General features: G+C 51.2%; 24 protein-coding genes. 21 read left to right on the forward strand and 3 right to left on the reverse strand.

The features are described 5' to 3' along the window. The first annotated feature begins 5 nt into the window (after positions 1 to 5). From FHT67_RS20695 to FHT67_RS20710, 4 genes are all read left to right on the forward strand, one after another. Positions 6 to 1,505 carry a sugar ABC transporter ATP-binding protein gene (locus FHT67_RS20695; protein ID WP_167201321.1) on the forward strand — a complete coding sequence of 500 codons (1,500 nt, stop codon included), beginning with the start codon at positions 6 to 8 and terminating at the stop codon, positions 1,503 to 1,505. 48 nt (positions 1,506 to 1,553) lie between these two features. After that, complete coding sequence (locus FHT67_RS20700; protein WP_167201322.1) at positions 1,554 to 2,546, forward strand: ABC transporter permease; 993 nt, start codon at positions 1,554 to 1,556, stop codon at positions 2,544 to 2,546. 132 nt (positions 2,547 to 2,678) lie between these two features. Next, positions 2,679 to 3,674, forward strand: a complete 996-nt coding sequence (locus FHT67_RS20705; RefSeq protein WP_208403424.1) for an ABC transporter substrate-binding protein — start codon at positions 2,679 to 2,681, stop codon at positions 3,672 to 3,674. Positions 3,675 to 3,807: 133 nt separating this feature from the next. Continuing rightward, a complete protein-coding gene (locus tag FHT67_RS20710) occupies positions 3,808 to 4,674 on the forward strand; it encodes a YitT family protein (RefSeq protein ID WP_132310788.1) in 867 nt (288 codons plus the stop codon). 5 nt (positions 4,675 to 4,679) lie between these two features. Here FHT67_RS20710 and FHT67_RS20715 read toward each other — a convergent pair whose 3' ends face one another. Continuing rightward, positions 4,680 to 5,411: a glycerophosphodiester phosphodiesterase gene (locus FHT67_RS20715; RefSeq protein ID WP_167201146.1), complete on the reverse strand. Its 732-nt coding sequence runs from the start codon at positions 5,409 to 5,411 to the stop codon at positions 4,680 to 4,682. Between the two features lie 170 nt (positions 5,412 to 5,581). Here FHT67_RS20715 and FHT67_RS20720 point away from each other — a divergent pair, with 170 nt between their 5' ends. From FHT67_RS20720 to FHT67_RS20770, 11 genes are all read left to right on the forward strand, one after another. Then, complete coding sequence (locus tag FHT67_RS20720; protein ID WP_243867355.1) at positions 5,582 to 5,920, forward strand: metal-sensitive transcriptional regulator; 339 nt, start codon at positions 5,582 to 5,584, stop codon at positions 5,918 to 5,920. Between the two features lie 20 nt (positions 5,921 to 5,940). Then, on the forward strand, positions 5,941 to 6,141 hold the full coding sequence (locus FHT67_RS20725; RefSeq protein ID WP_132310782.1) for a copper ion binding protein: 201 nt from the start codon (positions 5,941 to 5,943) through the stop codon (positions 6,139 to 6,141). A gap of 360 nt (positions 6,142 to 6,501) precedes the next feature. After that, positions 6,502 to 7,434, forward strand: coding sequence for a hypothetical protein (locus FHT67_RS20730; RefSeq protein ID WP_132310780.1), 933 nt, complete (start codon positions 6,502 to 6,504; stop codon positions 7,432 to 7,434). Between the two features lie 61 nt (positions 7,435 to 7,495). Beyond that, the gene (locus tag FHT67_RS20735) at positions 7,496 to 8,236 is read left to right on the forward strand and encodes a GTP cyclohydrolase II (protein WP_132310778.1); all 741 of its coding nucleotides are present in this window, start codon (positions 7,496 to 7,498) and stop codon (positions 8,234 to 8,236) included. 84 nt (positions 8,237 to 8,320) lie between these two features. Further along, positions 8,321 to 9,697 carry a helix-turn-helix domain-containing protein gene (locus tag FHT67_RS20740; protein WP_167201148.1) on the forward strand — a complete coding sequence of 459 codons (1,377 nt, stop codon included), beginning with the start codon at positions 8,321 to 8,323 and terminating at the stop codon, positions 9,695 to 9,697. Between the two features lie 198 nt (positions 9,698 to 9,895). After that, positions 9,896 to 11,446, forward strand: coding sequence for a response regulator transcription factor (locus tag FHT67_RS20745; protein WP_167201150.1), 1,551 nt, complete (start codon positions 9,896 to 9,898; stop codon positions 11,444 to 11,446). Between the two features lie 34 nt (positions 11,447 to 11,480). After that, positions 11,481 to 13,220, forward strand: coding sequence for a sensor histidine kinase (locus FHT67_RS20750; RefSeq protein ID WP_243867356.1), 1,740 nt, complete (start codon positions 11,481 to 11,483; stop codon positions 13,218 to 13,220). An 18-nt stretch (positions 13,221 to 13,238) separates the two neighbouring features. Then, entirely contained in the window at positions 13,239 to 14,798 is a 1,560-nt protein-coding gene (locus FHT67_RS20755; protein ID WP_167201152.1) for a response regulator transcription factor, read from the forward strand. A 91-nt stretch (positions 14,799 to 14,889) separates the two neighbouring features. Continuing rightward, positions 14,890 to 16,611, forward strand: coding sequence for an ABC transporter substrate-binding protein (locus FHT67_RS20760; RefSeq protein WP_132310770.1), 1,722 nt, complete (start codon positions 14,890 to 14,892; stop codon positions 16,609 to 16,611). Between the two features lie 83 nt (positions 16,612 to 16,694). After that, the gene (locus tag FHT67_RS20765; protein WP_127495371.1) at positions 16,695 to 17,657 is read left to right on the forward strand and encodes an ABC transporter permease; all 963 of its coding nucleotides are present in this window, start codon (positions 16,695 to 16,697) and stop codon (positions 17,655 to 17,657) included. Between the two features lie 16 nt (positions 17,658 to 17,673). Beyond that, the gene (locus FHT67_RS20770; RefSeq protein WP_127495370.1) at positions 17,674 to 18,576 is read left to right on the forward strand and encodes a carbohydrate ABC transporter permease; all 903 of its coding nucleotides are present in this window, start codon (positions 17,674 to 17,676) and stop codon (positions 18,574 to 18,576) included. A 371-nt stretch (positions 18,577 to 18,947) separates the two neighbouring features. Here FHT67_RS20770 and FHT67_RS20775 read toward each other — a convergent pair whose 3' ends face one another. Beyond that, entirely contained in the window at positions 18,948 to 19,091 is a 144-nt protein-coding gene (locus FHT67_RS20775; RefSeq protein WP_164775478.1) for a DUF6254 family protein, read from the reverse strand. 130 nt (positions 19,092 to 19,221) lie between these two features. On the opposite strand from FHT67_RS20775, the gene FHT67_RS20780 reads away from it, so the two are divergent. From FHT67_RS20780 to FHT67_RS20795, 4 genes are read left to right on the forward strand one after another with little or no spacing between them, the layout of a single operon-like run. Continuing rightward, positions 19,222 to 20,751: a spore germination protein gene (locus tag FHT67_RS20780; protein WP_167201154.1), complete on the forward strand. Its 1,530-nt coding sequence runs from the start codon at positions 19,222 to 19,224 to the stop codon at positions 20,749 to 20,751. A gap of 26 nt (positions 20,752 to 20,777) precedes the next feature. Continuing rightward, positions 20,778 to 21,953 carry a Ger(x)C family spore germination protein gene (locus FHT67_RS20785; protein WP_167201156.1) on the forward strand — a complete coding sequence of 392 codons (1,176 nt, stop codon included), beginning with the start codon at positions 20,778 to 20,780 and terminating at the stop codon, positions 21,951 to 21,953. Continuing rightward, positions 21,954 to 22,187: a hypothetical protein gene (locus tag FHT67_RS20790; RefSeq protein ID WP_132310764.1), complete on the forward strand. Its 234-nt coding sequence runs from the start codon at positions 21,954 to 21,956 to the stop codon at positions 22,185 to 22,187. It abuts the gene before it with no gap. 1 nt (position 22,188) lies between these two features. Next, positions 22,189 to 23,493, forward strand: a complete 1,305-nt coding sequence (locus FHT67_RS20795; RefSeq protein ID WP_132310762.1) for a GerAB/ArcD/ProY family transporter — start codon at positions 22,189 to 22,191, stop codon at positions 23,491 to 23,493. A gap of 436 nt (positions 23,494 to 23,929) precedes the next feature. Here FHT67_RS20795 and FHT67_RS20800 read toward each other — a convergent pair whose 3' ends face one another. Next, entirely contained in the window at positions 23,930 to 24,268 is a 339-nt protein-coding gene (locus FHT67_RS20800; RefSeq protein WP_015846857.1) for a winged helix-turn-helix transcriptional regulator, read from the reverse strand. A 153-nt stretch (positions 24,269 to 24,421) separates the two neighbouring features. On the opposite strand from FHT67_RS20800, the gene FHT67_RS20805 reads away from it, so the two are divergent. Both FHT67_RS20805 and FHT67_RS20810 read left to right on the forward strand, forming a co-directional pair. Further along, positions 24,422 to 25,396, forward strand: a complete 975-nt coding sequence (locus FHT67_RS20805) for an aldo/keto reductase family protein (RefSeq protein WP_132310760.1) — start codon at positions 24,422 to 24,424, stop codon at positions 25,394 to 25,396. Between the two features lie 77 nt (positions 25,397 to 25,473). Continuing rightward, positions 25,474 to 26,628, forward strand: coding sequence for an MFS transporter (locus FHT67_RS20810; RefSeq protein WP_167201158.1), 1,155 nt, complete (start codon positions 25,474 to 25,476; stop codon positions 26,626 to 26,628). The last annotated feature ends 37 nt before the right edge of the window (positions 26,629 to 26,665 follow it).

Below are 26,665 nucleotides of genomic sequence, written 5' to 3' on the forward strand. Positions count from 1 at the left end.
GGGGCATGAAGGACATACTCGTTCAGATGGAAGGGATCAACAAGTATTTTCCGGGCGTTCAAGCCTTGCAGGACTGCCGCTTCGAATTAAGGCGGGGCGAGGTGCACGCGCTGGTCGGTGAGAACGGGGCGGGCAAGTCGACGATGATGAAGGTGCTGACGGGCGTCTATCAGAAGGATGGCGGAAGCATCGTATACGAGGGAACGGAAGTCGAGATTCCAAGCGCGAAAGCCGCGCAAAGTCTGGGGATTTCGATTATCCATCAGGAGCTGAACCTGGCCCCCGATCTGACGGTGGCACAGAACATTTATATCGGACGCGAGCCTCGGCGGGGACTTAGGCTGTTTCTGAACGAACGGGAGCTGAAGCGCAGGGTAGAGCGGTTGTTCGAACGGCTGAACATGGAGCTGGATCCGGATGAACCGGTCGGCAATCTTACCGTAGCGAAGCAGCAGATGGTGGAAATCGCCAAAGCCTTGTCTTACGACGCCAAGGTGCTCATTATGGACGAACCAACAGCCGCGCTGAGCGATACGGAGATCGATGATCTGTTCGTTATTATAAACCAGCTTAGAGCAAGCGGAGTCGGCATCGTCTACATCTCGCACCGGATGGATGAGCTGAAGAGGATTACGGACCGGATTACCGTCATGCGGGACGGTCGGTATATCGACACGGTGCCGACGGATTCCGTTACGAACGAGAAGATTATCGCGATGATGGTTGGGCGCGAAATTTATGACAGCACGAAGCAAAGCCGGATAGCGGAGAACAGCGAGACGGTGCTTGAGGTGAAGGGGTTAAGCCGCAGGGGAGCGCTGGACAATATCAGCTTCAAGCTGCGCAAAGGAGAGATCATCGGCTTCGCCGGGCTGATTGGAGCGGGGCGGACCGAAGTGGCAAGAGCGATTTTTGGCGCCGATCCGCTCGATGCGGGAGAAATAACGGTGCATGGGCGCAAGGTCGTAATAAAGCAGCCTTATGACGCGGTACGGGCGGGAATCGGCTACCTGTCCGAGGACCGCAAGCGGTACGGCTGCATTGTGGAGATGGACGTGAAGACCAACGTGGCCGTCGCCTCGCTCCGGCAATACGTGAATGGGGTAGGCTGGGTGAACCGGAGCAAGATTGCGAAGGCGGCCGATCAGATTGTCGAGATGCTGAAGGTAAAGACGCCTCATATCGATCAGGATGTTAAATTCCTTTCCGGAGGCAATCAGCAGAAGGTTGTAATCGGCAAATGGCTGACCCAGGGCTGCGACATTTTGATTTTTGACGAGCCGACCCGGGGCATCGATGTTGGGGCAAAAAGCGAAATCTACAAGCTGCTGAACGATCTCGCCGCCAAGGGCAAATCGATCATTATGATCTCCTCGGAGCTTCCCGAGATTTTGCGGATGAGCCACCGCATCATTGTGATGTGCGAAGGGCGCATCACGGGCGAGCTGGACCGCGAGGAAGCCACGCAGGAGCGGATTATGCGATACGCGACATTAAGAGCTTAACAACGGAGTTTAGGGGGAATCTCTATGAAAATGCAGCCAAAAGCCGAAATGGCGCAGCTAGGCGGCAAGCAGACCGCGATTATTCTGAAGCCGGGCGTTCTGCAGCAGGTGCTTGCTTTTGCCAGTCTGATCGTCCTTATTCTCGTATTCACCATTTCGTCCAGCAACTTTTTTCAATTCTCCAATATCGTGGGGATTCTGCTCTCGACCGCGGTGACCGGCGTCCTGGCACTGGGCTCTACGTTTGTCATTATAACGGGCGGCATTGATTTGTCGGTCGGAACGGTAATGACTTTAAGCGCGGTGATGACCGGGGTGTTTATCACGTATTGGGGACTGCCGGTTCCGATCGGCATTATCGGGGGCATCCTGACCGGCGCCGTTTGCGGGCTGCTGTCAGGGGTGATGGTCGCCAGGCTCAAGATCCCGCCTTTTATCGCTACCCTTGCCATGATGATGATCGCCAAAGGTCTAGCTCTTGTCATCTCCGGTACGAAGCCGATCTACTTCAACGATCATCCGGTGTTCAGCGAGGTGTCGCAGGGCTCGTTCTTCGACGAGATTATCCCGGGCTTTGCCATCCCGAATGCGGTTGTCATCTTCTTCATCGCCGCGATTATCGGAAGCATCCTGTTGTCCAAAACGATCATCGGCCGTTACAACTTTGCCCTCGGCAGCAACGAGGAAGCGACCAGGCTGTCCGGCGTTAACGTGAACTATTGGAAAATCGTAATCTACACCTTAACCGGTGTCTTCACCGGTCTGGCGGGTATCCTGATTGCTTCCCGGCTCAATTCCGCCCAGCCCGCGCTTGGCGCCGGTTACGAGCTTGAGGCTATTGCGGCGGTCGTCATTGGCGGTACCTCGCTTAGCGGAGGGAAGGGGACAATCGTGGGCACGGTTATCGGGGCTCTGATTATGAGCGTGCTGACGAACGGGCTTCGGATTCTGTCCGTTCCGCAGGAATGGCAGACCGTGGTTGTCGGCTTTGTCATCTTGCTTGCGGTATACGCTGATATCCTTCGCCGCCGCAAAGCGTAAGGCCTGTTATCGCTAGAAGCTCTGACCGGCGCGATGTGCCGGAACAAGAGATTCTATACAGAAGGATTCCATCCAAAAATCAAAGGGGAGATTTCGGTGAAGAAGTTTACGGCATTGCTGCTAGTAGCGTTAATGACAGTTGTTATGATGAGCGCCTGCGGTTCGAACAATTCGAACAGCGCAGACAACTCAAAGAGCTCGAGCAATACAGGCAGCAAATCCGGTACGAACAACGGCGGAACCAAAGCGGGTGGAGACAAGATTTATATTCCGATCATTTCGAAAGGCTTCCAGCATCAATTCTGGCAGGCGGTTAAACAAGGCGCCGAGAAGGCCGCAGCCGAATTCAACGTGCAGATTACCTTCGAAGGTCCGGAAACCGAATCGCAAGTGGATAAACAGATCGAAATGCTGCAGGCCGCTCTCGACAAGAAGCCTAGCGCGATTGGTTTTGCCGCCCTCGACAGCCAGGCATCGGTGCCTCTCCTGCAGAAGGCGAAGGACGCGGGCATTCCGGTTATTGCCTTTGATTCGGGCGTAGACAGCGATATTCCGGTTACCACCGCTTCGACGGATAACAAGGCCGCTGCCGCCCTTGCCGCAGACAAAATGGCCGAGTTAATCGGCGGAGAAGGCGAGGTTGGCGTCATTGTGCATGACCAGACCTCCGTTACCGGCGTTGACCGCCGCGACGGCTTCGTAAACCGGATCAAAGAGAAATATCCGAATATTAAGATTGTCGACATTCAATACGGCGGCGGCGATCATCTGAAATCGACGGACCTTGCCAAGGCGATGATCCAGGCGCATCCGAATATTAAAGGCTTCTTCGGGGCGAACGAAGGCTCTGCGGTTGGCGTCATTAACGCCGTAACCGAGCTGAAGAAGGAAGGCCAAATTACGATAATAGGCTTCGATTCCGGAAAGGCGCAGCTGGATGCGATCAAGAGCGGCGTTATGGCCGGCGCCATTACGCAGAATCCGGTAGGTATCGGCTATGAAACGGTTAAAGCGGCCGTTGAAGCGATCCGGGGCGAAAAAGTGGAGCCATCGATCGATACGGGCTTCTATTACTACGATAAATCCAATATCGACAGCGACGAAATTAAAGCGGTATTATACGAATAATCAGCTGAAAAGAAGGGGATAAAACTAGCGGCCGGGTGTCATATTCATTGACGCCGGCTGCTTTTTTTCATCCTCCTTTTTTGAAAAGACCTGAGGATTGTGTTACCCTAAAAAGAAAAGGTTGGAGGTCACGATGGCAAAAGAGCACAAAAAAATATCTGGATTAGAGATTTTTAAAAGGGCTATTTTTATCACGATTGGTTCTGTATTGATGGGTGTTTCACTGGAATTATTCCTCGTGCCAAACGATGTAATCGACGGTGGTATCACCGGTATCTCCATTATGGTATCCGAATTAACCCACTTGCCCCTTGGTCTATTCATCTTCATCCTGAACATTCCGTTCCTGTTCATCGGCTTTAAGCAGATCGGCAAAACGTTTGCCATATCTACTCTATACGGTATCGCCGTTATGTCGATTACCACGCAGCTGCTTCACCACGTACATGCTTTTACCGAAGAGAAACTGTTGGCCGTCCTGTTCGGCGGGATCATTCTTGGAGCCGGCGTTGGTCTTGTCATCCGCTTTGGCGGTTCCCTCGACGGCACGGAGATTCTAGCGATTCTGGCATCGAAAAAATTCGGCATGCCGGTCGGTCAAATCATCATGATCGTCAACGTCTTTATCTTCATCCTCGCAGGTTTTGTGTTTGAATGGAATTCCGCGATGTATTCGATGGTCACCTATTATCTCGCAACCAAAGTCATGGACATCGTTGTTGAAGGTATTGAGGAATCCAAATCCGTCACGATTATATCCAGCGCGTACGAAGAAATCGCCGAAACGATTATGACCCGTCTGGGACGCAGCACGACTTATATCCAGGCACGCGGCGGTTACTCCAGAGAAGAGACGCAAATGGTTTATTGCGTGGTCAGCCGTCTCGAAGTGGCGAAGCTGAAAGCGATCGTGCATGACATTGATACAAAAGCGTTTATTGCGATCGAAAATGTTGCCGACGTGCAAGGCGGCGGCTTTACGAAGAAAAGCATCCACTAAACGGATTAAAGCTTGTTTAGCAGAGCAGTGAGCCGTTCCGGGTAATCGGTAATGATTCCCGCGACTCCCGCTTGGATCAGCCGAAGCATCTCGGCCGGTTCATTGACTGTAAACACGTTATAGATAACGCCATGCTGGGCGGCTTCCGCAACCCAGTCCGGCAGCACGGCAAAATGCGAGGCATGCAGGGCGGAAGCTCCAATCGACAAGGCGTATTTCCACGGACGGTATAAGCCTTCCATGTACAAGATGCCAGTCCGTATTTCCGGAGCCAGCCTCTTGCACTCGATAAGCGAATAATGATTAAAGCTGGAGAGAATGACCTGATTCTCCATGCCGTAAGCACGGACGGTTTCGATTACCTTTTGCTCCATTCCGGGGTAAGGCGCGATGCCGTTTTTTAGTTCGATGTTGAGAATCGTCCCGGTCTGCCCGGCTAAGTCCAGCAGCTGCGCGAGCGTCGGAATCCTGGCGTCCTTGAAATTCGGGGAAAACCAGCTGCCGGCATCCAATTGAAGCAGATCATGGGACTGAATATCGGCGACATGGCTATTCAACCCGGTTGTCCGTCTCAGCATTTCATCGTGAATGAGCACCAGCTCGCCGTCCTTGGTCATTTGCACATCGGTCTCGATCCCTGCAGCGCCAAGCTCGATCGCCTTCTCGAAGGCGATCATCGTGTTCTCCGGATAATTGCCCGAGGCTCCCCGGTGCGCATAATTCACAAGCGTAGTCATAACCGTTCTTCCACTCCCATCTCCATCATAAAATTGAATTGATTTTACTTTACTTCTGATTTGTTTGCGGCATATTATCTTTATCAGGTTTATGCGCGAATTGCGGATTGCATACCCCTAGGGGGTATGATACAATAAGACTATTCCATACCCCCTGGAGGTATTTAAAGATGATTGAACAAGAGAAGACCGAGCATTGCCATTCGAGCGAACCGGAACAACAAGGTGCCGAGCGGAAGAGCCATCATTCCGATAAGATGAAATCCAACCTCGTATCGCGCCTGAACCGGATAGAAGGCCAAATCCGCGGCGTTAAGGCGATGATCGAGAAGGATACGTATTGCGATGATGTGCTGAACCAGATTGCCGCGGTGCAGTCTGCGCTGAACAGTGTCGGGAAGCTTCTGCTGGAAGGTCATCTGAAAAGCTGCGTGATCGAGCGCATTCAGGCGGGAGAAAGTGAAGTTATTGACGAGCTGCTCGTTACCGTAAATAAATTAATGAAATAAAATCGGGAGGGATTAATATTATGGCAAACGTAACGTTGAAGGTTGAAGGGATGTCTTGCGGCCATTGCGTTAGCGCGGTGGAGAAGGCGGTTACCGGAGCAGGAGCAAGCGGTACCGTGGATCTGGCTGCAGGCAAAGTAACCGTTCAGTACGACGAGAAAAAGGTATCGCTTGACGCCATCAAGGAAGCGATTGAAGATCAAGGCTACGATGTCGTTTAACCGGCTATAAAGAGGCGCTGCCAGCTCCGACGGAGTCCGACAGCGTCTTTTTTTTCTGCTTAATACGAGCCCACTCGTATGATGCACATTATGCAGGATAATAAAGCCTTTTCGATCGATGCAGGGTATTACGTTGCACGGAATGCAGCAAATTGGAGAAAAGCGATTCGAATTCGCCTCAATCGGGGCATTATCCTGCATTTTGTGCAGCATAAAGCCTGTAGCTTCTCCAATAATGAGCAATATCCTGCATTCCGTGCAATGCATCGAACACGTTGCTTTTGCTTCTTCCATAGGTGATTAGCGTATACCGGCTCTGGGTATATTGTTAGGGATAAATGGAAGGAGCGAATACAGCGCATGATGCATAGACGTAATCGAAAAAATCGCAATCGCACGTTGCATATCGGACTTATGGCCGTTCTTTTGTCGGCTGCCTATACATCCAGCCAAACGGGCTGGGCCGCATCCGGCTCTGCCGCAGCAGCTCCCGCGCCCGCATCCGGGGTAACCTTCGGTCAAGCCGGCACGCGGCTATCCGGCGACACCGCCGCAGGTCATGAGCATCACCATGCCCATGAAGAAGGGCATAACCAGAGCGTCACCGTGCAGTGGAGCTTCCTGCCGAAGCAGCCGGAGGCCGGCAATCGCGCAGCTATTCAGCTTAACTTCAAGGATGCGCACGGCCGTCCGGTTCAAAGCTTTGATCTGAACCATGAGAGGGAGATTCATCTCATTGCGGTCAGCAGCGATTTAAGCGAATTTCAGCATCTTCATCCGGTCGATGAAGGACAGGGGCATTTTACGGTAGACACCGTCTTTCCGAAAGGCGGAGCCTATAAGTTGTTTGCGGATTTTGTCCCGGCCGGAGGGAGTCATCAGGTTGCTCGGACGGAAGTGACGGTTGGCGGCAAAACAACGGCGGCCGTTCCGCTGGTACCGGACAAGAGGCTTGTTCAGACGGTTCAAAGTACCGTCGTATCGCTGCACACCGGCGAGCTGCAAGCAGGGAAAGAGACGGCTCTCGCCTTCTCGTTCAAGGATGCCGGGACAGGCAGACCGGTGCCGGATATGGAGCCTTACCTTGGGGCGGCGGGACATGTGGTTATCGTCAGCTCGGATCTTCGGCATTATTTGCATGTTCATCCGAAGGAAGGGCAGACGGCGGGACCGGAAGCTTTATTCGAGACGACGTTCCCTTCCCCGGGCATTTATAAAGTATGGGGCCAGTTCCAGCGCCACGGCGACCTATTGACCTCTTCCTTTACGATTAAAGTGGGGGAACAAGCATAGCTGCCGCTATCCTTGCGCAACCTAGGTCAATAATGGAAGCGAAGGGATGGTATAGAGAACCATGAATGAGAAAATTATTTCGATTCTCGAAGGCAAAATCCGGCATATCGACAGCGAGGACGGGGAGATTTATTTGGTTGGACCGATCAAGCTGCCGGTTAACCTGGATGATCAGACGGCTATTTTTCATTGGTATTGCTGGCTGTTATGCGAGGAGGAAGCAGATAAGCTAGAGGATATTATACATAAGCTGTCCGGCGCCAATCTCGCGGAGATGCAGCAATCAAGCGTGCTCGTTTATGGTGATTTCGAGCATGCGGACGAGGCGTTTATCCGGATGCACAGCATCTGCCATACGGGAGATATATTCGGCAGCAAGCGCTGCGACTGCGGCTACCAGCTGCATCAGTCGATGAAGATGATTGCGGCGCATGGGGCGGGAGCGCTTTTTTACCTGGCGAATCATGAAGGGCGCGGAATCGGGCTGTTCAGCAAAGCGATGGCCTATCTGCTTCAGGAGCAGGGTTATGATACGGTCGAGGCGAACCTTAACCTCGGATTTGTGGATGATGCGCGCAACTACGGCGATGCCATCCGGGTGCTGCGCTCCTTGCGGCCGAAGGACAAGCCGGTTACCCTCATTACGAATAACCCGCGAAAGCTGGACGCGCTGCGCAATGCCGGGCTTGACGTTTCCGACCGGATTCCGCTCTGGGGAGATGTGTCGGAATATAACGAGAAATATTTGCAGACGAAGATCAACCGGTCCGGTCATCTCGTAGGCGGTTGTCCGGAGCAGTAGCGGTATTCCATATAATGTGTGCGTCCCATCCCTGTAATTCCTGTGATATAATTCAAGAAAAAGCGCAGGAAGCGGTGAGGTCGCGTGACTTGGCAGACGAATCGGGACGGGGAAGTGCCGGAAGTCATTCATGAAATCATACTTGAAAGCTTTCGGCTTGCCTTTCAGCTGTTAGGCACGCATTGGCGCACCGTAGGAAAAGGCTGGTCTTACAAGGAGCATCAGCATCCGCTGCTGGAGCTCAATGTCGTGCTTCAGGGGAGCCAGCGAACCGTGATCTCCGGTAAAGAATATGTTCAGCGGGCAGGGGACCTGCTGCTGATACGGCCTGATGAAGTGCATCACAGCCGTAACGCGTCGGATGAGCCGATGACTTATTTTGCGCTGCATCTCGATGTGGACGAACCCGATTTGTTCTACTTGCTGGGCCGGATCGAGCAGCATTTGTTCCGGGCGGAATCGCCCACCGTGCAGCAGTTGATGCCCCATATCGAGGAACTGATGGAAATCTGCTCCGCCGAGCCGGAAAATGATATCGTCAGGCGGCTGGATATCCGGGTCAAGGTAATGCAGATTTTGCTGATTCTGACGATGGAGGCTAGAAGTCTGACGCAGCCGCATCCGGGGAGAGGCGGGAGACCGCAAGGCGAATATTCCGTTCCCTTATTGCGTCACCGCGAGCAGAGCTCGCTGGAGAAGAAGGTTCAAACCTTGTTTTCCGAGCCGTATATGCGGGATGTCCAGAGGGATGAGGCAACCTTGCCTTCCTTCAGATGGGCGGGAGTGTTTACGTTTCAGATGGAGGACAAGCCGTTCTGGCAGTCGACGGACCGTTTCTGGATGAAGGAACAGCTAACCGAGAATATGAAGGAGCTTGGGACGGTCGTTGTAATAGACGACCCTCCTTTTATGAATGCTGCCGTTCTGACCTCGAAGCACGCCGTTCCGAATATGGAAGAGATGGTGCTGAAGAAAAAAAGAGAGCTTGAAGAGCGGCTGGGCATTCCGATCAAGCTGGGCTTTGGCGGGATTACCGCGGCGCTGTCGGAGCTCCGCTCCTTGTACCTGAACAGTCTGCGTCAGCTGGGGCATGCGGGGGAAGCAGGCGAGAAGCTGCTCCGTTACGAGTTTGTGAGCCGCATTATCCGTTCCGCGATGCAGATTATGGAGGCCGAGTACGGGGACAAAGGGCTGTCTCTCGTCGCGCTGGCGAAGCGGCTTGGCGTGACGCCCAATTATTTAAGCAATCAGTTCAGCTCGCAGACCGGCGCTACGTTTACTCATCATCTGACGAGCATTCGGATCCATCAGGCCATCCGGCTTATGCGAGAGACGAATCTGAAAATATATCAGGTGGGCGAGCTGGTCGGCTATGCCGATCATGCCTACTTCAGCCGTTTATTCAAAATGACGGTGGGGGTCAGCCCCGCGAAATACCGACTGTCCGAGCAGTCATTTTAATGGATTTGGGCAAACGCCGCAGTAACCCCGGGTAACCGGGGTAGCGGGTTTTCTTGCAAAACCAATCGTAAACGCTTACATTTTATCTTAAAATAATCCAACAAATCTTAACTTTTTACATTGCTGATGGTTTAACCCTATGTGACACTGAGGGTAGGTATTGACGACGAAGATAAACGTCTGAAAGGTGGTGCCCGCATGTACAACGTACTTGTTGTAGATGATGAACCGTTTATGCTGGAGGGCTGGAGAACCATGGTGGATTGGGAATCGCATGGGTTCCGGCTTTGCTGGGCCGTATCGGACGGCAGGGAAGCGCTTGAGGTTATGGAGCGGGAAGTGCCCGATCTTGTATTTACCGATCTGCAGATGCCGGTTATGGACGGACTTGAGTTAATCCGGCAAATGAAGCAAAGCCAAAGGCTGAAAGAGATAAAAACGGTGATCGTGAGCGGTTATTCGCGGTTTGATGCCGCGCAGTTTGCGATCCGTCATCAGATAGAGCAGTACCTGTTAAAGCCGCTTATCGAAGAAGAGATACATGAATTGCTGGACTCGCTTCGGGTAGACATGGATCAGCGGAACAGCATGGAGGCATCGGCGAGCGAATCGTTATCCATCGTATTTGCGAGAGCGCTGCAGGAGGAGGACGAGGAGGCGCGGACAGCCTTGCTTTCCCATCTGGACTGCTTGCCGGAGGCGGCGGGGAGACTGATTGTCCTTGACGTAACGGGCGGAAAACCCGGGCCAACGATGGAAGAAGTGGAAGCTGAATTGACGGGACTACCGGCCGGCAGCCGATGTATGGAGGAGCCATCGGGTTCAACCGGGCTGCTTGTGTGGTCTCGGCAGCAGGATGGCTTGGAAGAGGGATTAGACTCGGACGTTAGGCGGATTGCGGAGAGGCTTTCCGGCCGGTGGCCTTATTGCTCGATATATGTCAGCGGAGAAACGCAGGGCTGGCGGCATCTAAAGCAGCTGTATACGCAGCTTCAGGAACTCCGAAGCAGGGGCTTGTACAAGGGACGGGCGGGTGTCTTTTGGTATGAGCACAGGGATGAGCATACGCATTGGCGGTGGGAGGATGCGGCGAGCCGGGCAGAGGCTTTACTGGCGGCGGTAGAACGTAACAATGTTTCTGCGATAGAGAAGGCTGCCAGCGCACTCGTCGAGTTTGTTGAAGGAACCAATAAACCGGCAAGCAGCTTGGCGGCCTCTCTCTCTTATCTGCAAGGCGGACTGCTTCGGGCTTATCATAAAGCCGGCGGGGATCCGGCCAATCCGCCGGAATGGATTCTGCCCCAATACGGCCTGGTGGGGAATGTGCGGGAACAGTTGTCGGCAGCGTGCCTGCAGGCAGCCGGGGAGATCGACGAGCTGAACGGCAAGAAGCCGGAAGGCAGGCTTCAGGAGGCCGTTGCGTACGTAACCGCTCATTACCGGGAGAAGCTGCAGTTGAAGGAGCTTGCGGAGCTCTTCAGTCTGAACCCGGTCTATATGGGCCAGCAGTTCAAACGGGTAACCGGTTATTGTTTTAACGACTATATGCATCTTCTGAGAATCAAGGAAGCGAAGAAGCTGTTGCTTCGAACGGATCTGAAGGTGTCTACCATTGCAAACGAGCTTGGGTATCACAGCACCGAATACTTCGGCTCCGTCTTCAAGTCCCTAACGAAAGTATCGCCCTCGGCTTACAAATCAAATCAAAAGGGGATTGTCTTGAGTGATGAACAGGCTGTTTCCGAATAAAATCAACGATATTCCCTTAAATCTAAAATTTTTAATGATTTACGTGTTATGCATCCTCATCCCCATTATCGGCATCAACGTTTTTTTCTACCAACAGAACTCGGATAATATCCGGATTCGCGAACAGGAGAACCTTCGCAAATCGATGGACCGGGCCGCAGCGGAGCTGCACAGCATGATTGACGAAAGCGTAGCGGTCAGCCATTCCATTGAAGGCGACGATTCCCTGAACGAGGTGCTCGACAAAACCTACGACAGCCCTGTCTCCTCTTACGAGAGCTATGACAGCGTTCTTCGCAATAAGCTGAAGCGTTACATGCCCGTATACCCGAACATTTTGGAAATCCGGATTTATACGTATAACCATTCCATTCAGACCGGAAACAATTACTATGTCATTAATGCCCCGGAAGAAGCAAGTCCTTGGCTTGGGCCTTTGTTAAGGCAGCCAGGCCATGCTTTCCGTGTAGTTGCCTATTCGGAGGAATCGGGGACAACAGGCCCGGCAAAGAAAATAAGCGTCATTAGCGACATGGATCAAGGATTCAGCATTGTTAAACCGCAATATCGCAAATTTCTAAGGATCGATTTGAACGTTGATAAAATCTACGATATTTTGAGCAGGGAGAGCGACAGCCTTCAGCTGGAGCTGGTAAACGAGCAGAATCAGGTCGTGGCGGAAACGGGCGGCCGCAGCAAGTCGGTTTATGATGCCGATATGTCGGATTGGGCAAAGGGAGACGTTTTTGTATCGAATTTGGGCACGGTCAGTTACGTGCAAGGATGGAAATTGATCGGAAGGGCTAACAACGACCGGATTGCGACTCTTCTGGATGAAGCTCGGCGTTCCATCCTGTGGCTTGCGGTCATAAGCACGCTTATTCCTTCGCTCTTAATATTCGTTATGCTCCGTTCTTACCATTACCGGATCAAGAAGTTAGCCCGGCATATGGACCGCGTGCGCAACGAACGGTTTGATCAGGTGACTCTCCCGGAAGGGAAAGACGAGATTGGCGGACTTATTAATACCTACAATATGATGACGAGGAAGATCAATACGCTGATTAACGACGTCTACAAACTGGAGATTCATCAGAAAAGTCTGGAGGTCGAGCGGGTGCGGATGGAGATGAATATGCTTCAGAGCCAGATGAATCCGCATTTCCTGTTCAATACTTTAAATGCGCTTCTTGTTGTGGCGACGAAAAACGGTTACAAGGATGTGACCGAAATTATAAAAAGCCTGTCGCTTCTTCTCCGGAGGCTGCTCCGGCGGGCGGATGATCTGGTACCGCTGAAGGAGGAACTGCAGTTCACCCTGATGTACCTGCAGATTGAGAAATTCCGTTTCGGCGATCGGTTTGATTACGTTGTTGATATCGATCCGCTTGCGAATGACGTCCGGGTACCGATCATGAGCATTCAACCGCTGGCGGAGAATGCCTGCAAGCACGGGCTGCAGGCGATTAAAGGCGGAGGGTCCGTCAGAATCGAAGCCCGCCTGTCCGAACGGGGGTTAACGGTCTCCGTAGCCGATAACGGAATCGGCATGGAGCAGGAGGCGCTGGACCGGATTCAGCAGGCGGTCCGTTCGGAGCAGGCAATGGAAGGACATGTCGGTCTGCGCAACGTGTACCGCAGGCTGGAGCTATTTTACCATGAAAGCGTACAATTCCGGATGATGAACGGCCCGGAGGGCGGATTGACCGTGAGCTATCAAATACCGCTCCAGCAGCTTGAGCATAACCAGACAAAGCCGGGTGCGGCTTCGTAAATGGAAAGGGGGAGCAGCATGTACCGTGTCCTGCTTGTTGATGATGAGCCATTTGCAATAGAAGGCCTTCAATTATTGATAGACTGGGAGAAGAACGGATTCGAGGTGGAATCGGTCTGCGGAGACGGCGAAGAGGCAGCCCGTCTGATCCGGGAATCCAAGCCCGATTTAGTCGTTACGGATATTCGCATGCCGATCATGGATGGATTGGAGCTTATTTCCCAGATGAGGCTGGAAGGCCATAAACAGACTAAATTTGTCGTTATGAGCGGCTATAGCGACTTCGAGTATGCAAGGCGGGCTCTGCAGCTTGGCGTCTCGCATTATTTGACCAAGCCGATTATGAGCGATGAAGCCAATGAAGTGCTGGAATGTTTGAACAAAGTATTGGGGGAAGAGAGCCGCAGACAGAAGGCTGCCCGCTATACGGAACGCTGCGCACAGCGCCGGGCATTAACCGCATTGATACGCGGCGAAGAATTATCCGATGCCGACAAGACTTCTATTAAACGCCTTTCCATAGATGCTGACGGATGGGTATATATACGCGTTGAACTGGACGAATCGGAATTGGCCTCCGCAGCGGAAGCGGTCGAGGAGCTGCTTGAGAAGGGGCAAGGCGAAGGGGGATTCGGAGGCTGCATACTGGATCAGGAGCTGACCTCTTTTGGGCTGGTCTGCATACTTAAAGAAGACAGCAAGCCGGCTATGCAGGATATGGCGGAGCTTCTGTACAAAGAGATCCGGGGTTCGGTTCATGGAGGCCTCAGCCTGGTAGTCGGCAGTCTGGTGAAGGAGGCGGAGGAGCTTGGCAGCTCATACCGGCACGCGGAGGAAGCGGGTGCTTATCTCTTTTATGACCGAAGAGAGAGGCCTCTCTACTACGACGAGATCAAGGAGCAGGGCTTTGCCTATGATTCCCATCTATGGGAGGCGGCCGAAAAAATCATAGAGGCAGTTGAAACCAATGACGAAGAACGGATAGTCGAGCGCTTGCAGCAAATCTTTGATCATTTTGCCGATAAAAGGACGATGCCATCCTTGATCTCCGCCTTTTCTACCCACATTATGGTGCAATGCTCCGGCATCTACAAAGAGCTTGGCGGGGACGCGGACCAACTGCTTGAGAAAACCGGGTATCCGCTTGTTGGGGCGAATGAGCATTCCTTGCTGAAGCTGCACGCGTTTTTGCTGAGCTTTTGCCTAATGTGCCGGGAAGAACTGTCATTGTGTCGAAGCCGGCAGCAGGGGGGGACCATTGCCAAGGTAGAAGAATATTTGCGCCAGCATTACTGCGAATCCGTTACGGTGAAGGAGATAGCGGAAATCTTCTATATGAATCCCGTCTATCTGGGGCAGGCCTTTTCCAGAAAGTACGGGGTCAGCATTCATGAATACATTCATCATCTGCGGATGAACGATGCGAAGAAACTGCTCCATAACCAGGATATTTCGGGGGCGGCGCTGGCGGAGGGGCTTGGTTATTGCAGCTATCAGCATTTCTTGAAGCAATTCGAGAAACGTTTCGGCATGAAGCTTGCCGAGTATAAAAAAACAATACCCCACCTTAAATCGTAGGGGTATAATGCTTAACTCTGATTATGATGTAAACGCATTCAAATGCCTCATAATGTAGAGGTAAGCACACAATCCGTAGGAGGAGAAGCAAATGGGGGTTAAAGCAAAAAAGCCATTGTTGACAACTATGGCAGTCGCGGTTGCCTTAAGTTTAACGGTTGCAGCGTGCAGTAATGGCAATAACGGTGGCAAAAATAGTAACAGCGATGCGTCCGCTGCGCCATCTACATCTGCGAACGCAGGCAATTCGGGCACAAATGCAACGGACGAGGCTTTGAAGCCGGTTGAGATCTCGGCATTTATCGGGGCGCCTGGCCAATCGCCGACACCGGACAACAAGCTGTTCAAAAAAATTAAAGACGAGCTTGGCATTACGTTTAAGACGGAATTCCTGGTAGGCGACCTTGAGCAAAAGCTTGGCGTTATGATTGCCGGCGGCGACTATCCTGACCTGATTACCGCGGACCCTAAGCTTGTATCGGCGGGTGCTGTTATTCCACTTGAAGATCTTATTGAGCAGTATGCTCCGAAGCTGAAAGAGCATTACGCGAAATACTGGAACCGGATGAAGGATCCTTCCGACGGCCACATTTACTGGCTGCCTAACTACGGCGCGTATCAAGGCAATGTGAACGAAACGTTCTACAGCGGTCCTGCCTTCTGGATTCAAAAAGCCGTACTGAAGGAATTCGGTTATCCTAAACTCCAAACCCTTGATGATTATATGAAGCTGATCCGCGAATATCAGGCGAAATATCCTGAAATCGACGGTCAGAAAACAATCGGCTTTACGACACTCGCGTCCGACTGGCGGACATTCGGCCTGCTGAATGCGCCTGAGCATCTGACAGGACATCCAAACGACGGCGGCGTTGTTGTAGACAATGGCGTGGCAAGCGTTTTCGCAACGCAAGACATTTCGAAACGTTACTACAAAGAACTGAACGGCCTGTACAACGAAGGGCTGATGGATAAAGAAGCATTTACCCAAAACTATGACCAGTATTTGGCGAAGCTGACTCAAGGCAATGTCCTTGGCATGTTCGACCAGCACTGGAACTTCCAAACCGCGGAAGACTCTCTGAATACGCAAGGCAAGTCCGACCGCACTTATGTAGGCTTCCCGCTTGTTTATGACACAAGCATTAAGGACTACTACCGCGACCGCGCCGTTATCAACTTGAACAACGGCTTTGGTATTTCGGTAGACGCGAAGGATCCGAAACGCATTATTCAAGCGCTTGAACAGCTGATGGATGAGAAATACCAGAAGATGTTCACTTGGGGCGAAGAAGGTGTTGACTATCAAGTTGGCGCGGACGGCAAATATACCAGAACGCCTGAGCAACGCAAAAACTACGAGGATCCGGCTTGGAAGCTTGCCAACCTCGGAGACGGCATTTACGGATACCTGCCTAAGATTGAAGGTACTTTGAGCGACGGCAATGCAACATCGCCGGGCGGAGACCCTGTAGAATTCTATGACAGCTTGAAAGATGTCGACAAAGAAGTTCTGAATGCTTACGGCCACAAAACATGGACGGAATTCTTCTCGATGCCGCCGGATAATCCGGTTTACTACCCGGCTTGGCAGATCGACCTGATTGACGGCTCCGATGCTTCGATTGCCAACAAGAAAATGACGGATGCTTCGCTGAAATTCTTGCCTAGAGCGATTATGTCGAAACCTGATCAATTCGATAAAGTATGGCAGGATTACGTAGACGAGTATAAGAAAATCAACGTAAAAGCTTACGAGGACCGCATTAACGAACAAATTCAATGGCGTATTCAAAATTGGAGCACTAATTAATGTAAGGCAGCAGAAAGCGGAAGGGATGAAGCAGACTGCCTCAGCCCTTCCGCTTTATCTTTGGAGCGGAGGAAGGAAGAGAGATGGCGAAACCCGTAGATACTATAGCTGTAGAGGCTGCTATCCAGCCTAAGAAGACCCGCAAATCCAAGCGGTTCAAAAACCAGGGTCAGCTTATGTGGATGTCGCTGCCCGTACTCATTTATGTCATGCTCTTCTCGTATTACCCGATTTGGGGCTGGACAATGGCTTTCCAGAATTACAAGCCGGCAAAATCTTTTGGCGAGCAAGAGTGGGTTGGCTTAAAGCAGTTTAAATTCTTGTTTACCGATGACAGTTTCTTGCGCGTTTTGCGTAATACGATTGGCATGAGTGCCATTAACATGGTATTAGGCTTCGTAACGGCCATTGTTTTCGCGATTCTGTTAAACGAAGTGAAGAACAAGCTGTTTAAGCGTTCGATTCAGACGATTTCGTATTTGCCGCATTTTCTATCGTGGATTATCGTAACTGGAATTGTTGCAACTTCGCTGTCCGTGGATGGCGGTATCGTCAATGAAGTATTGATGAAGCTTGGAATTATTCACGAGCCTATCATGTGGCTTAGCGAGCCTAAATATTTCTGGGGCATTGTTGGCGCATCGCATGTATGGAAAGAAGTCGGTTGGAATGCAATCATCTATCTGGCGGCGATTACCTCGATTGATCCATCCCTGTATGAGGCGGCGGAGATTGACGGGGCTAACCGTTACCATAAGATGTGGTATATAACGCTGCCAGGCATCAAGTCCATCGTTATTATTTTGCTCATCATGAACCTGGGCTGGATTCTGGAAGCTGGCTTTGAAGTGCAATATTTGCTTGGCAATGGCGTTGTAGTCGATTGGTCGGAGACCATAGATATATTCGTACTGAAATACGGACTCAAGCAGGGCAACTATTCGCTTGCAACCGCAGCGGGTATATTCAAGACGGTTGTCAGCATCACGCTTATCTACGCCGCCAATACGATAGCGAAGCGATTCGGCGAAGAAAGGCTTATTTGATAAGGAGGGGATTACAATGAGAAAAAGAACACTTCAGCTTGAGCCGGCGATTTTTGGTACAGTCAATGCCATCATCATGATATTGCTGGCCGTAGTTACGCTCTACCCCTTCTTGAATACGCTAGCCGTATCCTTTAATGCGGGGCTTGATACGATTCGGGGCGGTATTTACGTCTGGCCGCGGGAATGGACGCTTCAGAATTACAAAGCGGTATTTGTAACGGGAACCGTGTTTAATGCCTTCTTTATCTCGATCGCGCGTACCGTACTGGCAACCGTGCTGAGCTTGTTCCTTACGACGATGCTGGCTTATACGGTAAGCCGGAAGGAATATGCTTTCCGCAAGCCTATAACGATTATTATCGTGATGACGATGTACTTTAACGCGGGTCTGATTCCGTATTACTTCTTGGTCAAGGACCTTCACCTGCTCAATAACTTCCTGGTTTACATCGTTCCTGGCCTGGTAAGTGCCTTTAACATGATCGTCATCCGTACCTATATCGGAACGTTGTCGGAGAGCCTGATCGAATCGGCAAAAGTAGACGGGGCGGGAGATTTCCGCATTTTCTTGCAGGTCATTCTCCCGTTATGCCAACCGGTGCTTGCTACAGTCGCATTGTTCGTAGCGGTAGGACAATGGAACTCCTGGTTCGATACGTTCCTGTTCACCTCTTCGAAGCAGGAGCTTAGCACGCTTCAATACGAGCTGATGAAGCTGCTCTCATCGGCTATGAACTCCAACAGCAATCCGGCTCTGCAAAACGGCGGCGATGCCAGCGCGGCAAAAGCTATGGTTACTCCACTGTCGATCCGTGCTGCCATTACAATCGTCGCATCCTTGCCGATTCTCGTTGTCTATCCGTTCCTGCAAAAATACTTCGTTGTCGGCATGCAGCTCGGCGGCGTAAAAGAATAGCCGCACGACAAAAAGACCATCCTAAGGGGCAATGCCCTATAAGGATGGTCTTTTTGTCGTGGTTAAAGAGCCGATTGCGCATTTGAAATGCTAAGCTCAGTTACCAACCTGCTGAGCGGTATGTAAATTCGGCAGTCAGGGTAAGCTGACTGCCGAAACGGTCCCAAAAAAAAGGTGAGGGAGCGAAGCGGAAATAACGTACTGGAGAAGTGAAACATTCGCCTTTTGCCCCAGAATTTCATCCGCAATAAGCGGATTATCATCGAAGCAATTCGGGGGCAACAGCGATCGGAAGGACGTTATTTCCGCGCAGCGGCATCCCAACTTTATTCACTCTAAGCTAAGCTGCAGCCAAGCGCAGCAAGCTCACCTTAATAAATCTCTACGTCATTAGGATTAGTCCGTCCAACTTCCTTGCTCAACTCATCGAATGATTTCACTTTGCCATGCGTTGGATGCTGCGTGTGCTTACGTTGCTTCCACGCGTTCTCGCGGCGGTTTTTTGGCGATGTCATGGTTAGTCCCTCCCTTCCTAAGCAATAGGTTGGCGTTTTGGGCACCGAATCATGCAGAAGAGAACGCTCATCATAATTTAGGCGATTTAGGTAATGATAACCTGTATTAATGAACGGTGGTGACACAACAGTGCCAACGAAAACAAAGACCAGAAGCTTGCCCGAAGGAAAATTGGATCATCATGCAATTAACAAATTTGAGGATGTGCCAATACGGCCAACGATAGAAGCGAACGGCAAAATCATGGAGGAGCTCTTCAAGGACAGCTCCGATATCGTCATGCGCGACTTCGAGATCGAGAATGGTCCCAAGGCGCTCCTGTGCTATGTTGACGGGATGGTAACGACCAGCGCCGTCGATGCTGCGATGAAGGCGCTTATGATCCTTGAGGGCGACGAATTTACCGTTGATCAGATTACCGAGCAGACCCTTCCGGTAGCCCAAGCTTCCAAGATCAAGTTCTACAAGGAGCTGCTCACAAACCTGTTGTCGGGCGACAGCGTTCTGTTCGTTGAAGGGCAGGATACAGCCGTCTGTCTTGGCCTGAGAGGCGGCATCCGCCGCAGTGTAGCCGAGCCCGAGACGGAAACCGTGGTTCGCGGCCCCCGCGAAGGCTTTAACGAGCATCTTCGTACCAATACGTCGCTTGTACGAAGCAAGATCAAGTCTCCGCGGCTGAAGATGAAGTCCTTCGTCATCGGAACCGAGACGAATACGAATGTGATCCTGACCTACATGGCGGGAATCGCAAATCCCAAGCTGCTGCAGGAAGTGGAAGACCGCTTAAGCCGAATTCATATCGACGGCGTTCTGGAGAGCGGATATATCGAGGAGTTCATCCAGGATCAGGGCTTCTCTCCGTTTCCCCAGGTACAGACAACGGAACGACCGGATACGGTGGCCGCATCGCTTCTGGAAGGACGGGTTGCCATCCTTGTGGACGGCACGCCTTTCGCCTTAATCGCTCCGTTTGGCTTTTGGCAGTGGCTGCAGGCAAGCGAGGATTATTATGAACGGTTTATGGTCGGTACCCTATTGCGCTGGCTAAGATTGTTCAGCCTGTTTGTCGCTTTGTTTTCCCCGGCATTGTATATCGCGGTTTCTACCTATCATCCGGAGATGATTCCGACTAACCTGCTGCTTAGCATCGCTGCCTCGCGCGAAGCGATTCCTTTCCCCGCCGTCGTAGAGGCGCTTATTATGGAGATCGCCTTCGAGGCGCTTCGGGAAGCGGGCGTTCGGCTGCCGCGTATAGTCGGCCAGGCCGTCAGTATCCTCGGAGCGCTTGTAGTAGGTCAGGCGGCGGTTCAGGCCGGCATCGTGTCGGCGGCAATGGTTATCGTCGTCTCGATGACAGGCATCGCATCCTTTACCTTGCCTCGTTACAATGCGGCAATCGCTATCCGGATGCTTCGGTTTCCGATCATGCTGCTCGCCTCGGTCTTTGGCCTGCTTGGCATTATGATCGCGGCAATGGTTGTGGTTGGTCACTTGGCGAAGCTTACGACATTTGGCATTCCGTATCTGGCCCCCGTAACGCCGGTTGAACTGAGCGATATGAAAGATGTCATGGTTCGCGCGCCATGGTGGAAGATGAGAAGGCGTCCGAAATACTTGACTCCCGATAATCTTCAACGTCAGCGTCCGCAGCCTGAATAAGCAGGAGAGGAGTATCCTATAACCGTATGAAAATAATCCGAGTATGGCGTGTGGTTTCCATAAGCCTATGTATAGGCATGCTCCTTATGCTTACGGGCTGCTGGGATCGCCGCGAAATCAATGACGTCGCTTTCGTGCTGGCGAGCGCCATCGATAAAGAGGACGATAGTTTCCGTGTGAGCGTACTTATTCCGCTTCCCGGAAATATGGGAAGCATGGGCGGCGGAGGCGGCTCCGGCGGGCAGAAGCCGTTCGCCATCAAGACCGAGACGGGCAAAACGGTTCGCGAAGCGGTCTCGAAGCTCCAATTCCGTCTTCCAAGACATCTGTTCTTCGGTCATCGGCGCGTTATTATCATTGGCGAAGACCTCGCAAAGACGGAGGGTGTAAAAACGGTTATCGATGCCTTGACCCGTACGCCGGAAAATCGGTTAACCGCCTTTATAGCGATAACGAAAGGCAAAGCGCTTGATGTGCTGAATGCCGACACGCGTCTTGAACGCTTCTCTGCGGAATCGATGAGGGAGCTGCTTCAATCCGAGGCTAGCGTGAGGATTTCCGTTAAGGACATTATCAGCAAAATCATCGCAGTCGGGGAGGATGCTTTTTTTCCTTATGTAGAGAAACTGAAGACAAAGGTTAAAGGCTCTGAGGCAGAGGATGTTCTTATCGAAGGCTTTGCGCTAACAAATAACGGGAAAATGACCGGAGTAGCAAAAGATAGGACGGCTATCGGCTTGCGGCTGCTCAATAAACAGTTCCGCAAATACGATGAGACCTTTAGCGACCAGGGCAATTACCTTACCGTTTCCATTAACGAGGCCCAGGTCAGAATCAAACCGGTGATCGAGAACAACAATCTCACCTTCCGTATTCATTCGAAAGTGAAGGTCAGCGTTAACGAGGATCGAAATTTGAATCGGAATTACGACGATTACGAGCAGCGTAAGCAGATCGAGCAACTAGTGATCAAACGTGTGATAGAAAATATAAATCTCGCACTGGATAGCATGCAACGTGCCAATTGCGATGCCGTAGGGTTTGGACTTCACGTATACCGTGCTTATCCTCAACTATGGACGAAGCAATACCGGAATGATTGGGATGCGGTTTTCCCTACCGTTAAATTCGAAGTGACCGCAGCGGCAAACCTGTACAGATTTGGGATGACCAGCGAAAATCTGGGAAGGAAGGATCAATAGATGGATTTAGGGTTTATTGTCTTTGCGATCGTTCTTGTGATTGGTACGGGGATTGTGAAGTGGAAAAACATGAAAGACGGATCAAGCAAGGCAATGTTTTTTGCGGTAGTGGGGATCATCGCCGTATTAATCGTTTTTTGCGTCAATCAAAAAATATACTCCATCATGAACATCACCTTTATGCGGGCCATGGTTATGGGCATTTATGTTCTAATGAGGGGGCAGGGGGTCTAGAATGCAGGACCGGATGAAAGTTACGACCATGCAGATGTCAATGCTTGTAGGATCATTGCTGATTGCTTCCAATATGAATACGATGCCTACGGCCCTTACGATGGCTTCCGAGCAGGATGCCTGGTATGCTTATTTATTTCCGATTCCGTACGGTATCTTTATGGGCTATTTACTGTGGAGGCTGATGCGCTTCAATCCGGAAAAAAACATGTACGAAATGATGCAGTATTCCTGCGGCAAATGGCTTGGCGGGCTGCTGAACGGTATACTAATCGCGTATCTAATGCTGGATTTGATTAGTCAGCTGCGCATATACAGCGACTTTTTCAGCTCTTCCATTTTGCTGCGGACGCCGCAAATCTACATTTTGCTCATGACGATGCTTCTGTTGTCCTACTATGCTGGAGGCTCCATGGAGCATTTATTCCGGACGAACGTGGTGTTTATTACGTTATTTCTTTCCCTGTTTGCCCTTACACCGCTGCTGCTCCTAAACGAGATTGATATGCAGAAGCTGAAGCCCTTTCTAAGCGGCGGCGTAGCCCAGCCGTTAAAAGGGGGGCTGCTTGCCTTAGGCTCCTTCACGGATTTGATTATATTCGGGTCCTTCCTGCATCATGTAAGGAAGCCTCGCGATATTTATATCGCGATGAAAATGGGCGTCATTTACTCCGCTATGATGCTAACGATCTGGCTGTTTTGCGTCGTTAGCGTGGTCAGTCCGATTCTATCCTCAAGGGTGCTCTACATCGGCTGGATCCTGGTGCAGCAGATTCACATTACGGACTTCCTGGACAGAATCGACCTGTTCCTTATTTCGCTATACGTGCCTGTTCTGTTGATCAAATACGCTGCGCTGTACATAGCCATTCTGACAGGGATTGCGTCCTACACGAAGAAAAAGAAATTCGATTTCATCAATTTGCCGATGGGGATCGTGATTACTATCCTGGCGGCCATTTCTTTTGATAATACGGATGAGGTGTCGTTGTTTTACGCTTTCGGCATGCTGCCTTTATCGTTTGGCGTGCAGATCCTGTTCCTCGGAAGCTTATTTATAGGACTTGCCATTCGGAAGAAAAAAAGCATGCCGCCCGATCTGAGAATATCCGGCTACGGAATAGGGGTATGGCTGACGCTGGTCGGGGCGATCGCCTCCGTGGTTGGGGGTACGATGGTTGGCAATATGCGGGGAATTTATGGCGATATAGGTTCCACCTTGTTTATCTGCTTCCTTGTATTATGCGTCTTTATGAGCTTCAAGGAGTACGGCAAAGGAATTGAAGCAAGGGGAAAAAACAGCTAGAAATGGATAACGGCACCCTTAAGCGGGTGCCGTTGACTTGTGTACCTTATATTTAACCTCGGCGGTTTGTATTTCATGCAGCATTAGGCTGACCGCGTGGTTCATATCCCTTGTTAATTGCAACAAGATTTATGTGAGATGATCATCTTGCGCATACTCTGGGTTGCTTTGTGTAACGGACAAAGCAGCTTGTAAGCATACTTTAAAACAACGAAAGCCCTGCCTCTCTTCCGTCCTTGCGGCTCCTAGACCGCGCCAGTGTGAATCAAAGTTCTTACTGTACGTAAGGATTGGAATTAACAGAAAAAGAAAAATCGAAATTCGAGGAAATCATGAATTTTTCTGTTTTTTGGAGGGATATACAGGGGTTAAATATAACACAACTTTTATAGTATACAATCACTCGCCAGAAAAAGCAAGGAAAAGTAAGAAACTGTTAGGTCCACTTGGCTGCCCACAGCTTCATTTGCTTCAAAATCGCATGCAGGTCTTCGCCTTTTGGCGTAAGCGTATATTCAACCGTAACGGGGACGGTCGGGAATACATGCCGTTCGAGCACGCCTTTTTCCTCCAGGTGGCGAAGCGTACTGGTCAGTGCCCGAGGGCTTACCGCCGGTATCAGACGCTGAAGCTCTCCGAATCTTTTCGTGCCGCAGAATAGCTCTCTGATCACGAGAAATGCCCATTTGCCGCCTATGACGTCCAGCGTTTTCTCGATATTGCATTCAATCGTTTCCGGTTCCTTCGGAATATAATTATTCGCGTTCATGATCATTAAAGCTCCTTTCTTTCTTAACGAGCCAAAGTTACTTCCAGTATAGTATATATAATAGAAATAATAAATTAAAAAAACATTCACTACTTTAAAAAGAATACGGCCTGGCTTACACTTAGCCTTGATAGAGATTGGGCGAGGAGGAGTTAAAGGATGAAATACAGAAGACTCGGCAGCAGCGGATTAAAGGTTAGCGAGATTGGACTTGGTAGCTGGCTTACATATGGCGACGCAACGGAGAAGGATACGGCAAGAGAATGTATCCGGTATGCGTATGAGAACGGGATTAACTTCTTTGATACGGCAAACGCCTATAACCGGGGAGAAGCCGAAAAGGTTATGGGGGAAGCGCTGAAGGAATTCCGGCGCAGCAGCTACGTGCTGGCAACCAAAGTGTATTTCCCGATGGATGCGGGTCCAAACGACCGCGGTCTTTCGCGCAAGCATATCCTGGAGCAATGCGATGCGAGCTTAAAGCGTCTAGGCACGGATTATATTGATCTGTACCAATGCCACCGCTACGACCCGGAGACACCGGTGGAAGAGACGCTTCGTGCATTGGACGATCTGGTTGCTTCCGGCAAGGTGCTTTATGCGGGCATCAGCGAGTGGACGGGCGCGCAAATTACCGATGCGGTTGGAATCGGGAAGCGTCTTGGTCTTCGCCCGCTGGTGTCTAATCAGCCGATCTATAATATGATTGAGCGTTATATCGAGAAGGAAGTGCTGCCGGTAAGCGAGAGGGAGGGCCTCGGGCAGGTCGTGTTCTCCCCTTTGGCGCAGGGCGTATTGACGGGGAAATACAAGCCGGGACAAGCTGCCCCTTCAGGCAGCCGGGCGGCAAACGACCGCACGAACTTCGTCATCAACAGCTACATGCGGGAGGATGTATTGGCCTGCGTTCAAAAGCTGGAGCAGCTGGCGGGCGAGATTGGCGGTACATTATCGCAGTTTGCCTTGGCCTGGGTGCTGCGCCAGCCGGGAGTTAGTTCCGCAATCATCGGCTCAAGCCGGCCGTCGCAAATCGAAGAGAACCTGGGGGCTACGGAACTTGTTCTGTCGGAAGAAGTTCTTGCCCGCGCTGACGAAATTCTCGCCGAGATAAAAGGGTTTGCTCCGCTTCGTTAATCGGATTTCGAATGTATTCCTTCATTAAAATAAGGTATGATGGGTTCAGGTTTTAATGAAGGGACGAAAGATCAGTTATGAGGATTGTATTGCTTAGGGGTTACAACTTCTTCTATTTTTCGATGTTTGCCATGTTTCTATCGTTCCTGCCGTTATACTTTGCGGAGAAGGGGATTTCGGCATCCGAGATCGGGGTTATTCTCGGGACGGGCAGCATCATCGGAGTCGTCTCCCAGCCGTTATGGGGAATGATCAGCGATAAATACAAAACGGTCAAGGTTGTGCTCTTGATCCTGCTCATTGCTTCAATTGGACTTGGGATGGCCTTGTTCTCCATATCGCTTATGCCGGCAGCGTTTGCGCTCACGGCTGCGATGTATTTCTTCCTGATGCCGGCTGACCCGTTAACGGAGAGCATGAATTACCGCTTGGCGGAACAGGCGGGGATTGGTTTTGGTACCGTCAGGATGTATGGCGCGCTTGGGTATGCTGTCGCTTCCTATATAATAGGGTTTATCGGTGACCGGTACGGGATGAGCAGCTTTATGTACTTGTTTGCCGCCTATGGCGCTCTTGCCTTTTTGCTCTGCGCCATGCTGCCCGAAACGCCTGCAGCCGGTAAGCCGGTAGCTTGGCGGGACATGAGGCCATTCTTAAAGGACAAGCGCACGGTGCAATTTCTGCTGCTTGTGCTTCTGATCGCCATTCCGCACCGGATGAATGACAGCTACGTCGGTTTGTATGTGCAAAGTCTTGGCGGAGGGGTAGGCATGGTTGGATTGGCCTGGTTCATTATGACGCTGGCGGAGGTGGTATTCTTCGCTCTCATTAACCGGTTCATCAAACCGGGCAAGGAATTGCAGGTCATCTCCATAGCGGCGTTGTTCTATGTGCTGCGCTTTGCATTGTCGGCCTGGCTGGATAATTCGGTTGCCATTGTGTGGCTGCAGCTGCTGCAAGGCGTTTCGTTCGTCTTGTTTTATGCGGCATCCATTCAATATTTGTACACCTTGATTCCGGAACAATGGAAAGCAACCGGGCAAACCATACTCGCGATGCTGCTGTTCGGGATATCAAGCATCATATCCTCGACGGTGGGAGGATGGCTTTTTGACTGGATAGGAGGACCCGCTCTATACGCTTGTATGTCGGCTTTGTCGTTCATCGGGGCTTGCTGCGGCCTGCTTATCAAGCGGAATGTCAATCAAATGAAAAGGATCAGGGCAACCTGATCCTTTTTGCATATATAATAGAAGAGATTTTTTTGGA

Source organism: Paenibacillus sp. BK720, assembly GCF_011761545.1.
GTDB lineage: Bacteria > Bacillota > Bacilli > Paenibacillales > Paenibacillaceae > Pristimantibacillus.